The organism is Dictyobacter formicarum, assembly GCF_016587435.1.
Window position 1 is genome coordinate 104568 of sequence record NZ_BNJJ01000015.1, and the last position, 11875, is coordinate 116442.

Annotated in this window: 13 protein-coding genes and 2 pseudogenes; 6 read left to right on the plus strand and 9 right to left on the minus strand. The window is 53.5% G+C overall.

The features are described from left to right. The first annotated feature begins 292 nt into the window (after nucleotides 1-292). From JMI88_RS39590 to JMI88_RS24760, 4 genes and pseudogenes are all read left to right on the plus strand, one after another. Nucleotides 293-1561, plus strand: coding sequence for a winged helix-turn-helix domain-containing protein (locus JMI88_RS39590; protein WP_236023048.1), 1269 nt, complete (start codon nucleotides 293-295; stop codon nucleotides 1559-1561). Further along, the gene (locus JMI88_RS39595; protein WP_236023049.1) at nucleotides 1542-3101 is read left to right on the plus strand and encodes a LuxR C-terminal-related transcriptional regulator; all 1560 of its coding nucleotides are present in this window, start codon (nucleotides 1542-1544) and stop codon (nucleotides 3099-3101) included. The genes JMI88_RS39590 and JMI88_RS39595 overlap by 20 nt, the downstream gene beginning before the upstream one ends. A gap of 230 nt (nucleotides 3102-3331) precedes the next feature. Beyond that, entirely contained in the window at nucleotides 3332-3592 is a 261-nt protein-coding gene (locus JMI88_RS40825; protein ID WP_373323974.1) for a DUF5372 family protein, read from the plus strand. A 1-nt stretch (nucleotide 3593) separates the two neighbouring features. After that, nucleotides 3594-4007: pseudogene (locus JMI88_RS24760) on the plus strand (recombinase family protein); the annotation flags it as partial. A gap of 96 nt (nucleotides 4008-4103) precedes the next feature. Here the strand turns inward: JMI88_RS24760 and JMI88_RS24765 are convergent. The 9 genes and pseudogenes from JMI88_RS24765 to JMI88_RS24795 form a co-directional block, all read right to left on the minus strand. Beyond that, nucleotides 4104-4607 carry a hypothetical protein gene (locus tag JMI88_RS24765; RefSeq protein WP_201364646.1) on the minus strand — a complete coding sequence of 168 codons (504 nt, stop codon included), beginning with the start codon at nucleotides 4605-4607 and terminating at the stop codon, nucleotides 4104-4106. A gap of 142 nt (nucleotides 4608-4749) precedes the next feature. Then, nucleotides 4750-5529, minus strand: coding sequence for an SDR family oxidoreductase (locus JMI88_RS24770; RefSeq protein ID WP_201364647.1), 780 nt, complete (start codon nucleotides 5527-5529; stop codon nucleotides 4750-4752). Between the two features lie 217 nt (nucleotides 5530-5746). After that, the gene (locus JMI88_RS24775) at nucleotides 5747-6172 is read right to left on the minus strand and encodes a VOC family protein (protein ID WP_201364648.1); all 426 of its coding nucleotides are present in this window, start codon (nucleotides 6170-6172) and stop codon (nucleotides 5747-5749) included. A 93-nt stretch (nucleotides 6173-6265) separates the two neighbouring features. Further along, the gene (locus JMI88_RS39600) at nucleotides 6266-6796 is read right to left on the minus strand and encodes a zinc-binding dehydrogenase (RefSeq protein WP_236023050.1); all 531 of its coding nucleotides are present in this window, start codon (nucleotides 6794-6796) and stop codon (nucleotides 6266-6268) included. Beyond that, on the minus strand, nucleotides 6793-7161 hold the full coding sequence (locus tag JMI88_RS39605; protein WP_236023051.1) for an alcohol dehydrogenase catalytic domain-containing protein: 369 nt from the start codon (nucleotides 7159-7161) through the stop codon (nucleotides 6793-6795). Before JMI88_RS39605 ends, JMI88_RS39600 begins: the two co-directional genes overlap by 4 nt. A 618-nt stretch (nucleotides 7162-7779) precedes the next feature. Next, nucleotides 7780-8025, minus strand: coding sequence for a hypothetical protein (locus JMI88_RS39610; RefSeq protein WP_236023052.1), 246 nt, complete (start codon nucleotides 8023-8025; stop codon nucleotides 7780-7782). Then, nucleotides 7982-8191 (minus strand): annotated as a pseudogene (locus JMI88_RS41160) (Tn3 family transposase); the annotation flags it as partial. The gene JMI88_RS39610 and the pseudogene JMI88_RS41160, both read right to left, overlap by 44 nt. After that, the gene (locus JMI88_RS24790) at nucleotides 8143-8697 is read right to left on the minus strand and encodes a hypothetical protein (RefSeq protein WP_201364649.1); all 555 of its coding nucleotides are present in this window, start codon (nucleotides 8695-8697) and stop codon (nucleotides 8143-8145) included. The gene JMI88_RS24790 and the pseudogene JMI88_RS41160, both read right to left, overlap by 49 nt. Before the next feature lie 138 nt (nucleotides 8698-8835). Continuing rightward, entirely contained in the window at nucleotides 8836-9765 is a 930-nt protein-coding gene (locus JMI88_RS24795; protein ID WP_201364650.1) for a LysR family transcriptional regulator, read from the minus strand. 140 nt (nucleotides 9766-9905) lie between these two features. Between JMI88_RS24795 and JMI88_RS41235 the strand changes: the two genes are divergently transcribed. Together JMI88_RS41235 and JMI88_RS24810 are read left to right on the plus strand one after the other, a co-directional pair. Then, entirely contained in the window at nucleotides 9906-10457 is a 552-nt protein-coding gene (locus tag JMI88_RS41235) for a YciW-related (seleno)protein (RefSeq protein ID WP_505712012.1), read from the plus strand. Between the two features lie 137 nt (nucleotides 10458-10594). Further along, nucleotides 10595-11650 (plus strand): cytochrome P450, encoded by a 1056-nt coding sequence (locus JMI88_RS24810; protein WP_201364652.1) that lies wholly within the window; start codon nucleotides 10595-10597, stop codon nucleotides 11648-11650. Nucleotides 11651-11875: the final 225 nt, after the last annotated feature.

Sequence of the window (11875 nt, forward strand, 5' to 3'; positions counted from 1 at the left end):
TTCCGATCTCTCGAACGTCTCCGTTCAAAGACAATTGGAGTATACTTGGAAAGAAGGGGGGAAATCATGGCGAGAAAGAGCTATTCTCAGGGAACAATAACAGCCAGGGATCGACACGAAAGTGCTAGCGATCTTTGCCCGTTGAAGCGCATGAGCAGGGATGCAGCCAATCAGGAGAACGATGCTCTCGCGACAAGATGCAGGGGCCTTCTCTACTATATTGTGCCAAAGCATTTTCGCAAAGGATGCTTGCTACAAAAAGTCAGGGAGATGTCAGAAAGGAAGAACCATCATGGACCACAAGAACCATGGGCACCACAGCAACGCACCCGAGCCCATCTCACGCCCGTCTCTTGATTCTCTACTTGCGACCAAGTTCCTTCTCCCGGCCGCCTCCCATGAACTCATTGCTCGCCCACACCTCTTAGCCCTGCTCAATGCTGGTCTTCGTCAACGCGTCATTCTCGTATCCGCCGCCGCGGGCTTTGGGAAGACCACGCTGCTTGCAAGCTGGGTTCGCTCATTTAATCCAGGTCACCCACCAGTAGCCTGGGTGTCGCTTGACGCAGGCGACAATGCTCCCGTTCAGTTTTGGACGTATGTTCTCACTGCACTGCAGCAGTGCCGGCCCGGGATCTCGACTCTCCCTTTTGCTACCTTGTTAGAAATGCCACAACCAACCTGGCAAGCGGTACACACGGCACTGATCAATAGCCTGGCTCGGCAAAGCGAACCCCTGGTGCTGGTGCTGGACAATTACGAGGAGATTACGGAGCCAGCGATTCATGGCTTGCTTTCCTCGTTGCTCAATCACCTGCCACCTACTCTGTGTGTGGTGCTGATAACACGGACTGATCCCCCTTTTTCCCTTGCTCGGTTGCGCGCTCAGGCACAGATTCTGGAATTACGCACCGAGCAGTTGCGCGCAACGAGCGAGGAAATGACCACCTTTCTCCGCGGTGTGATGAATCTTCGGCTGTCCATGCAGAACATCCAGGAAGTGGACGAACGTCTCCAGGGTTGGTGGGCGGGCATGCAACTGGCGGCGCTTGCCTTCAAAGGGAAGGCACCTCCGAAAAATCTGCTGCAAGTGTCCCAGGGAAACCAGCCTGCTCTTTTCGAGTATCTGGTGCAGGAGGTACTGCTCCGCCAACCAGAGCAGGTGCAGACCTTCCTCTTGCGAACGTCTATCTTACCCCGCCTGTGCAACTCCCTGGGTAATGCAGTCCTGGAGCAACAGGACTGCCAACTCTTCCTGGAGGAAGTAGAACGAGCCAATCTCTTTCTGAGTCCCCTTGATGAACAGCGCCAGTGGTATGCCTATCACCCCTTCTTTGCTGAAGTACTGCGTGCTCGGTTGGAACAGACCGCTCCCACAGAGGTGCCACTTCTGCATCTACGAGCCAGTCAGTGGTATGCGGCACATCAGATGCACAACGAAGCGATCCAGCACGCGCTGCAGGCGCACGAGTGGTCCTGGGCTGCGACGCTGATGGAACAAGATCCCCAGTCAGCACATCTGGAGTCGGTTCAAGGATGCGTTGCTCCGTTCCTGGATTGAGCAGCTTCCCCGCGAGGTCGTACGTGAGCGGCCTCGTTTATGTCTGGCCGAGGCTTCAAGCCTGTTCTGGATAGTCCCACCAGGGATCACTGAAAGCTGGGTGCGCGATGCCAGAAGCGCCTGGACACGAGCCCATCAGCGGAAAGAACAGACCGACAGAGCGCGAGGCATCCACGAACCAGAGGCGCCAACGTCTCTCCTGGGGGAAATCGCAGCATTGCAGGCCACGGTTGCGGGTTTCTATCATGGGGATGCAGGAGCAACACAGGCCTTCTGTCAGGAAGCTCTGACCCATCTTGAGGAGCAGCAATGGGAGGCACAGCTCCAGGTGATGTTTGCCCAGACTCGGGCAAACATCGCTCAGGGGGATTTCGAGCGTGCTATGCAGCAAATGCAAATCGCATGGAACCGGATCAAAACGGAGGGCGATCAAACGCTCGAGAGTATCTACTGGCGCGAGGCAGTCTGGGAAAGCATGATGGCGGGTCAATTGCACCAGGCATGGCAGTTGAGCCAGCAGGCAATCCACGCTCTCCAAACCATTGAGGAGCCCTTGCCACCCCTGCCAGCTCTGTTATGCTGGCCCTATGGCTATCAAGCAAAGATCTTGCATGAATGGAACAGATTAGAGGAAGCCCAACGCCTGGCCGAACAGGCGATCCAACAGGGCGAACAGACCGAAATGCTGGCGTTTTTACATTTCGGATATGCCGTGTTGTTGCAGCTTGCCCTCTCGCAAGAGCGATGGGAGGAGGCCAGGAAAGTCTCTCAACAACTCGCATACGTCGGGCGAATCACGTCATCGCCGTATCGCGCAGCTCTCTGGAGTTGCGTCGATCAGATGCGTTTCTGGCTGGCCTGTGGCGACCTGGAACAGGCACGACGCTGGGTGGGAGATATAAAGCGAGAAGCGCCGCTGGTCTCTCCTCTGGCACGGGAAAAACAGGGCGTAGCGTTCGTCCGACTGCTGCTTGCCGAAGCCCAACCGGAACATGCCTTGCACCTGCTTCTCTCCCTGGTAGAAGGAGCAACAGTTACGCAGCGGTGGTACGATGTGCTGGAAATGTGGCTCTTGCAGATACAGGCATATCACATGCTCCAGCAACAGCAAGAAGCATTGGCACGGCTTTCGCAGGCTGTGCATCTGAGCGCACCAGAAGGCTACATCCGTCGCTTTGTGGACGAAGGACCACTCATGGCTGAATTGCTCTCCCAACTCAGAAAACAGGAGCTCCAGGAGAAAGATCTCCCCTATCTGGAGACGCTTTTGCGTGCGTTCAGCCAGCAGCCGAGGGCCCAACCAACCCATCTGGAAAGCGGGCCATCCTCGATGTTGCTAGACCCTTTGAGCGCGCGTGAACAGGAAGTGTTACACCTGCTCGCACGCGGTGCCTCGAACCAGAAGATTGCGGAAACATTGGTGCTTGCAATCGACACGATAAAGCATCATGTCAGCAATATCCTCAGCAAACTCGAAGTCGCCAATCGCACCCAGGCAGTTGCACGAGCGCGAACGCTTGGCCTCCTTTCTGCTGAGTAATAAGCTGATCTCGCCTGCAAAAAACGCGCCCCAGCTTTTGTGGTTGTGCTCTTTCCTGGAGGACTTTTTCTAGGCTCGCTTCAGAACGCGTTTCCGTAGGAGATCGAAGCGGCCGCGGCCATACATTTGTCTCTTCAAAAGTTTCAATCGATGCACCTGGCCCTCGGTCTGGCCATTTAAACGAACTGTCAACTACACCTGATAACCCGAATGGTGAGCATGGCCTTACCATTACTCATCCGTTTCATCCTCTCTTTCGGCAATCCTTTCCCTTGCTGTCGCAACGATTTGCTTGGGGAGAGCAGCGCATCTTCTTTCTCGACCCGCAGACTCATGAGGTTCGCTCTCTGCCCCTGACGTGGACAAGCGTTGCCCCACCTGATCCTTTTCTCATTGTAGCCGACGGCAACGCTGTGCTACGCTGGCAAGATCTACAACGGCTCACGCAGTTCCTTAGACACACAACAGTTTACGCTCAGGAGGATCGCTGATATGGTTCATCTGGTAGCCGCTCATCATCTCACGCGTCTGGCGTGTTTGTATGTTCGGCAAAGCACGCTCCTGCAGGTGTTTGAAAATACGGAAAGTACAGCTCGCCAATATGCCTTGCGTGAACGGGCTGTGGCGTTAGGATGGGCTGATGAGCGTATCCTCGTGATCGACCAAGATCTGGGTCATTCAGCCGCCTTCACTGCTGACCGCCTCGGCTTCCAGCACCTTGTCGCGTCCGTGGGACTCGGACCGGTGGGGCTGGTCTTAGGGTTGGAGGTTTCTCGGCTCGCACGCAACTCCAGCGATTGGCATCATCTGTTGGAAATCTGCGCGCCCACTCATACCTTGATCCTGGATGAAGAAGGTCTCTACGATCCTTCCACCTTTAATGATCGGCTCTTGCTCGGATTGAAAAGACCTGCGTCATAAAACACCTCTTGTTCAACGAGACCAGAGGTGTCTGCACACTTCGACCGTGGCCGACACCTCTCGGCTCATCTTACGTTTCTCTCATACCCTGGTTTGATCAGCGTCTCCCAACGCACGATGCCCTTTGTGCCCACACCCATCCCGTCGACAAATATAGCCGACGTGCTGGCTGGTAAAGGGCCGCCCAAAAGCCGTGTGCCAACCTGCCGCATTCAGCTCTTTCGCAATCTGGGCATAGCTCAAGTTGGCAGCGAGTTCGTGAATCCGTGCGACAACCTGCACAGGCGTTTTCAACGACCATTCTCCCCGCTGAATACGCTTCACCTCTAAGCGCGTGACCACGCCTGAACGCCAGCGGATTTGGAGTTCGATCCAGCCAGGCTGGCTTACCCCATTGAGCTGTACCGACTCAATTGCCAAACGGAGCAATTGCTTTTGGTCTGCATAGGTGGTGGTTTCTGCCTGCCACAGCGCCGAAAGATCTCCGGCAAGGGTCTGCGTGGCTGCCCGTTCCTCTGGAGTAAGGGTGAAGCTCGCTTCTTGCTCGGCTTTGGTGTACGCCTGCTCCAGTTCGGTCACTTGCATGAGTTGCGCACAACCGCTCATGCTGAGTGGAGCGGCGGCGATCAGGGTTGAAGTTGACGTGACTCATATTCTATATCCCTTTTCTTCCCCATAACTTTTTTCGTTGCTTTTCTATTCATCTCTGCCATTTTCCTGCAATTGACTATCCCTTCTGCTGATATATTGGAGCGCCCTCAGGAGATCCGGTCTGGCCACCATCGACGACAATTTCGGTTGCTTGAACATAGGACGCATCATCGGAAGCGAGGAACAACACGGCCTTTGCAATCTCTTCTGCCTGGCCAAAACGTTCCAGCAGAACTTGTCGAGAGTACTTTTTTTCGAGCTCAGCGTATGCTTCGGGCGTGGGTGCTGATTTATCCCAGATCGGTGTCTCAGTGCCCCCGGGGATCACAATATTCACTCTGATTTTTCGCGGAGAGAGTTCAGTAGCTAACACACGAGTTATGGAGCGTAACCCGGCCTTACTAGCCGCGTAGGCTGAGCTTCCGGGCGCACCAGATATGCTTCTGATTGAGCCATTGAATATGATCGACGCGCCATCGCTGAGGTAAGGGAGGCAGGTCTGAACGGTGAAAAAGGCCGCTGTTAGATTAGTGCGCAGGATCTTTTCAAAGTCTGCCAGCGCAGTTTCCCCAAGCGGGGTCTTCCCACTAATGCCAACGTTGACAAAAAGGATGTCGAGATGGCCTATCTTCTCGAGAGCCGGCACCAAGGCTGTTTCCATCGCCTCAATGTCGGATGCGTCGGCCTGGACATCCACGACGTTTGAGCCCAGTTCTTGTATTGCAGTGGCAAGCTTCTGCTGATCTCTGCCTGTAATCACCACCTGAGCCCCTTCCGCGATAAACACGCGCGCCGTTGCCAGGCCAATGCCACTGGTTCCTCCAGTGATCAGGGCCGTTTTGTGTTCTAATTTCATCTCAATCTCCTTGAGGTATTGCTATGGTAGAATAAAAATCCCTTATTGATCCTGAGCATCCTGGACGATGTTCAGGAGAGCACACCAGGATCTCCCCCGTCCATACCTGGTCCTCGCTCGTTTGCTTTGAGAGCAAGCGACCTTGCTCTTTGCCACATACCCTCTGTAAGGGCCTGTTGCCATTACCGTCCAGGAGCGCGCTGCTTGACTTCCTGGATCAACCAGCCGTTACCGTCCGGGTCGCTGAACGTGCGAAACTGTTGTAGTCAGCCCGCCCGGGTTCAATGCCGGGCGTCAGTCCTTGCGGTCCAAAGTGGAAGGGTTCGCTCACCTGCACTCCACGATTGACAAGCTCAGCCCGCGTGGCATCAATGTCTGACGTGATCAGGTACAGCCCCTGGTATGAACCTGGTGTCGCCTGCGTGATCCCTTCACCGATCTGGATCGAGCACTCCGATCCCGGCGGCGTCAGCTGCACGATGCGATAGCTCTTTTGGCCGCGATGCCTAAAGCCGAGGGCCTCCTCGTAGGTGGCGGCGCGATGGTCGACATCGACCCTGAAACCCAGAGCCTTTTCATAGAATTCCCTGGCACGATCGACGTCCGAGACGAGAATGATAACGGCTTCGAGCTTAAGATTCATTTCTAGGCCTCTTTAAATTTTCTTGATGAACGCTTAAAATTCGGCGTTTTCTGTTTTGCAGCATAATCTACTTGACGCACGCTCACTCCACTTCTACGGTTTGGTAGGCACGAGCAACACCTCTCCGTGCCGACCTGGTGTCTCCGCTTGCTTGACGGCAGCTCCAATCTCGTCGAGAGAGAAAGAGTGCGCACTTATAGTTCCTAAAATGCCCTCGCGTATGAGTGTGACGCTATCGTTGAACAGATTCTGTTTCGCGGTATCGCCAAGCCCCCGTATCCAATAGCCAAGCCAATAGACTTCCAGGGTTCGGTTGCCAGCTAATATGAAGCATGGGTCAGCTCCAACACGGATTTGTTCACCTGTTAAGGAGCTATAGACGAACATGTGACCATCATCGTTGAGCGCCTGAAATATTTGGGTTCCGGTGTCGACTGCCACCGGGTCAATGGCGTACTTGACCCCTTGAGGACCGACAATCCTGTGCGCTTGCTCGTCAATCGGTCCGTCTTCGGAGGCAATGACAGCGTCGGCACCCAGTTGTTCGAGTTCCGCGATCGATGCGTGTCGGCGAATGACATTGACCGTGCGAATACCATCACGCCTGGCCAATTTGATGATCATGCGTCCCAGTTCTGAACCCACAGCGGACTGGAGCAGCCACTCGCCTTGTGGCACAGCAAGGATGTGATGAACCATGGCAAGGGCCGATGTGGGATGAATATAGAAGGAGCCGCCTGCTCATTGGAAAAGTCATTGGGGACAGAAACCAGGCGATTTATGGGAACAACAGCGTATTCTGCCCTGTTGCCTCCTCCATTGAGCACCGCCACCTGTTGCCCATGGGCAAACCCTTGCGTCTGGGGGCCCATTGCATCCACGAGACCTACCCCTTCAAATCCGACAGGGGCTGGGAAGTGCGGTTGAACGCCTACATACCATCCGTGCACAAACAGCAGGTCAGATGGATTGACGGGACTGGCAATCATACGAACGCGCGCTTCCCCCTTTCCTGGATCAGGTATTGGCGTTTCCCGCAGCGTCAGAACCTGCGTGAGTTCTCCATACTGATCGAAATCGCTTTCATCTTGCCAACCTCATGCTTCACAGCCTTGAAGGCGCGAGAGTATCCTTTGGAACTTTATTTTCCTTGCGCCCATGCCTTAGATCTCAGAGACGTTTCAACGGAAACATAATAGATGGCTTCAATCCCCAAAAGGTCCTCATCAGGTGTAAATTGTCACGCAAAATGGAGTATATTTTTGCGAAGTATGTGAAGGGCTTCATTTTCATATAGGCATTTAATGATAATCTAGGAGAGGCTGAGAAGCGGGGTGAAGGGGATCTGCAGTGTAGGGAAAGACAGGTTGCTTCGTGAAAAAGCGGCGAAAGAATTGCGGAAAAGAGTGGAGAAAGTGATTCCGTTTTTTGTCTCGTGATGGAAATACATCTTTGTGAATAGAGTGAAGTATGAAGATAGTGTCACGCGTATTGATTGACAGAGGATGTATTGCTTGATAGAGTGCGTGGTAGGCGGAGGGAGATGAGAGAGCGAGGAGGAGGAAGGAAAGGGGATGGAAGAAGAGCAGTCGGTGATGTTGGTGGGTTTAACGCCGAGGCAGCAGGAGTGTGCGCTGGAGCGGTATGCGTTGCTGCGGCCGTGTCTGGAAGAGGGGATGACGCAGTCGAGGGTGGCGCGAGAGCAGCAGGTGTCCTTCCTTGTCGACGGTGCAGCAGTGGATGCGGGTGTATCGGGAAGAGGGATTAAGCGGTTTGGCGCCAGGAGGACGTGCGGATCGGGGGCAGGTGCGAGGTGACCAATCGGCTACACTCATGCCCGAGGTGTTGGTCATCTTCTGACGTGAAGCGCAATTTCCCAAAATTGGCGTAGAAAACAGCACGGCGAAGTTGTTGGTAGCTTTCGCCCCGATTGAGCGCAGTCTAGACGTTCTTGCGCAGACGCGGCGAGTCTACAAAATCGAGTAAATAGAGGCTGCTAATGATATTGTCGTAGCAAGTAACACCTCTTTGTTAGCCCACTGCTGATCGTCCACTAAATCATCCTCAAAGCTGCGAAAGTGGACACTATCGCGGCAAAAGAGATCGCCTGCTTCAAGTCGATGACGCACCAGACGGTAGACGAGAAATTCATAGCGGTCGGGGATGATGGGTTTCTGACCAGTTTCATTCCGCTGGTAGAGGTAGCGTTTCTCTCGGACGGGAACGAAATCGGTGGGAAAGTCTCCCGACGCGATCTGATGGAGTGAGTGGTCTTTTTGAAAGGCGGCCTTGAGAAAGTGAATGGCTTCCTGAATGGGCGCGTTGACTCGGGTGGCAGAGAGATCGATGGCGCGCAAGAGAGGGCGGAGATGTTGCTTGAAGCGCCGGGCCATAGAGTCAATATGCTCCCATTCAAAGGCGATTTCATCGCAGCTCACCTCGTTGACCATATACTCAGCAACGCGTGTTAAGCGTTGCCGATCGAGAAGAGTAAAGGCGTGTTCTTGCACGCTCCAAAACGGCATGGTGTGTTCATACTCGGCAGTAAAGGGGTCTATGGTGCAGTGGAACAGAAAAGTAGTTTAAGCAAAAGCTGTAGAAGAAATAGAAGTAGCTATTCGTAAATGACGCTTGTAACCTACCCTTTTATCAGGTTTCTTCTTTCAAGAAGTACTAGACTGTGATGAGAACATTGCCGGCAGAAGGCGAACTGCACGGCTGAGATAGGCCTGACGACGATGAATAATCATTACAGGGACACTCGTTTGCAGGGCAGCGATAGGCAGTACGCGCACCGTCCCGAGATGAAGTTCTTCTTCGATACTGCTTGCTGGCAAAAGCCCAACCCCAAAATCTGCTTCGATCAGACGCTTTTGTGCTGTCAAACTATCGATCACGATCCTCTCGGCGGTATCCAGTTCATGCCGCACTAACTGCCGTTCAAGCAGGCGAGCGAATGGTTCGCCAGATGACCCACTACTTCGAGGAAACGTTACCCAGGGGACGCCAAGCAATGCTGCTGGCTCGGTTGGTTCTGACGTTCCGAAGCGTGAATGAGCCGCACTGATCACCAGTAATGGCTCATTTATGGCAAACAATGAATGGATATCCGGGCGAGGATCAGCAAAGTATCTCAGACCCAGGTGCGCATCGCCTTGCTGCACCAGAGTACTCACCTCATCACTTCGTGCAGTGCGAAGCCTCAAACGAATACGCGGATAGGTCTCACGGAATGCTTGCAAGTGTGTCGTCAGTTTGGTGCTGGCTAATGTTCCGACAAGCGCGAACGTAATAGTTCCCTGCTCCTCCTCTTCAAGCGCATGCACGGCTGTTCTTCCATCCGAAATTCCGGCCAGTACCTGCTGCGCATAGGGCAGAAACGCCAGACCCGCCTCGGTCAAGCGAATCCCACTGGAGAGGCGTTCAAACAAAGGTGCTCCCAATTCGCGTTCCAGCAGTTCGATTCGTCGACTGACTGCCGGTTGTGACAGGTGTAAGAGCTCTGCAGCCCGCGTAAAGCCACCAGCACGATGGATGGTGACAAATGCCTCAATTTCACTCAGTTCCATAGCTATCAGTATAACTGATGGCAAGGATAAAAGCTATCTATTTGACAAATGGGGAAACTGCTCACTATACTTTGGTAGTGTCCAGATAGTGAATCTCACGCGAAATATTGTTTTGTAACGATACGAAACAGAGGCAAAGATAAGAAAAGAGGTAGAACCAAATCATGGCACGAATCGATGGGGTGAACCCGGAAGAGGTAGAAAGCTACATCAAAAAGGTCCTGGAGGCACAGGCAAAAACCTGGGGGGCGCCGCTACTTAACCATCTGGTCTACGCGCGGCGCCCCTCGATCTTTCGAGGGGCACGCGCGATGTGGACGGGCATTAGCACCTCCGGCCTGATCGATGAGAAGTTACAAGCCCTGGTCAACCGGCGCGTGGCGGCGTTGAACGGGTGCGAGTTCTGACAAGATATTAATGCTGCCGTGGGTAGCAATCTGGGGATCTCTGATGAGAAAATCCTCGCGCTAGCGGACTATGCGACCAGTCCGCTCTATAATGAGATGGAGCGGGTCACGCTGGAATACGCCGAGAGTATGACGATTACAGAGCGAGAGGTGAGCGATGAACTCTTCGCCCGCCTGCGCCTATTCTATAACGAGGATGAATTGGTCGAGTTAACGGAGATCATTGCCTGGGAAAACGCTTCGAGCAAATTTAACCGGGCACTACGCATTCCCTCTCAGGGCCTATGGAAGCGAAAGGAGAATAGATAGAGATGACATTTCCGCAAGATGCGATCGCAGCGGTGACCCACCTCGATCCTTATCCCTACTATGCAGATTTGGCCGCATGAAAACCAATCTATCGCGACGAAACACAAGAACTTTGGATCGCCTCAAGCGCTGCTGCGGTGAACGCTGTTCTGACAAGTGATCACTGTCGAGTACGACCGCTGACAGAACCTATTCCCAAAACATTGCTTGGATCATCGGTCGCTGATATCTTTCGATACCTCGTTCGTATGAACGATAGCAACGGCCATTGCCCTTTCAAGCAAGCCGTCTCTACAATATTAAAATCAATTGATGCAACTCAAATTGCGGACCAGAGCCACAAATGGGCACAGGTTCTCATCGACGAGGTCGGACAAAAGGCGGCTTCCAGCTATTGCTCTGATTTTTCCTTTCATCTGCCAGTCTATGTAATCGCGAGCCTGCTCGGTGTCCCGCACGATACCCTGCACCAAATAGCACTGTGGATGAGTGATTTTGTCCCTTGTCTCGCGCCATCCAGCAGTCCTGAACAGGTGAAACGAGGGAAGGAAGCAGCAGATCATTTGCGTGATCTGTTTCACTCTCTTTTAAGCTCTCAACAAGTGGGACGCTCCGCTGGTCTGCTTGCAACGCTCGCAGAAGAGGCGAAGCAAGTCGGATGTGAAGAGACAGAGGTTATTGTCGCCAATGGAATCGGCTTCTTATCTCAAGCCTATGAGGCAACGGCTGGTTTGATCGGCAATACCATCGTCGCGTTAGCTTCTCATCGCACTGTGCGTGAACAGGTGAGAGCCGATCCCAGTCTTTTTCGCTCTGTGATCAAAGAGGTGCTTCGATACGACCCACCCATTCAGAATACACGCCGCTTCCTCGCTCAGGATGGAAGGGTTGCGAATCAAGAAATGAAAGAGGGTGATGTTGTTCTCGTCGTTTTGGCAGCTGCAAATCGTGATCCATTGGCCAATCCAAACCCTGAGCAATTTGACATTTTTAGAAAGGACCGACACATATTTACCTTCGGGGCAGGTCCCCACATCTGTCCAGGCGAAACGCTCGCCACTATGATCGCCTCGGCTGGTGTTGAACAATTGACAGCCTCTGGAGTTGATCTCGAACAACTCGCCAGAACCGTCATCTATCGCTCTTCCGTGAACGCACGCATTGCTCTCCTCGCCACAAAAGAGGATGCATGATGGGAAACGGACTGAGGAGCGAATAGAACACATTGCTTTGTGAACACGTAATCGACAGACAGGGCTTAGCGGGAAAAAATCAGGCAGCATCACCTCGCCCCCTTAGCGGGGATTTTGGGGGGGCAAAAATGTCGGGACCCCTAGTTGCTCGCATGTTCCATCTCCTTCTTGTTGAGGACGCTTGTCAGCAGCGTGTGCTGGGCGTTAAGCTCATTATTACGGAAT

Excerpts from the sequence above, each read along its gene's own strand:
- JMI88_RS39590 (WP_236023048.1), top strand. The coding sequence starts at position 293 with ATGGACCACAAGAACCATGGGCACCACAGCAACGCACCCGAGCCCATC.
- JMI88_RS24765 (WP_201364646.1), bottom strand. The coding sequence starts at position 4,607 with ATGCAAGTGACCGAACTGGAGCAGGCGTACACCAAAGCCGAGCAAGAA.
- JMI88_RS24770 (WP_201364647.1), bottom strand. The coding sequence starts at position 5,529 with ATGAAATTAGAACACAAAACGGCCCTGATCACTGGAGGAACCAGTGGC.
- JMI88_RS24775 (WP_201364648.1), bottom strand. The coding sequence starts at position 6,172 with ATGAATCTTAAGCTCGAAGCCGTTATCATTCTCGTCTCGGACGTCGAT.
- JMI88_RS39600 (WP_236023050.1), bottom strand. The coding sequence starts at position 6,796 with ATGATCATCAAATTGGCCAGGCGTGATGGTATTCGCACGGTCAATGTC.
- JMI88_RS39605 (WP_236023051.1), bottom strand. The coding sequence starts at position 7,161 with ATGATTGCCAGTCCCGTCAATCCATCTGACCTGCTGTTTGTGCACGGA.
- JMI88_RS39610 (WP_236023052.1), bottom strand. The coding sequence starts at position 8,025 with ATGACCAACACCTCGGGCATGAGTGTAGCCGATTGGTCACCTCGCACC.
- JMI88_RS24790 (WP_201364649.1), bottom strand. The coding sequence starts at position 8,697 with ATGCCGTTTTGGAGCGTGCAAGAACACGCCTTTACTCTTCTCGATCGG.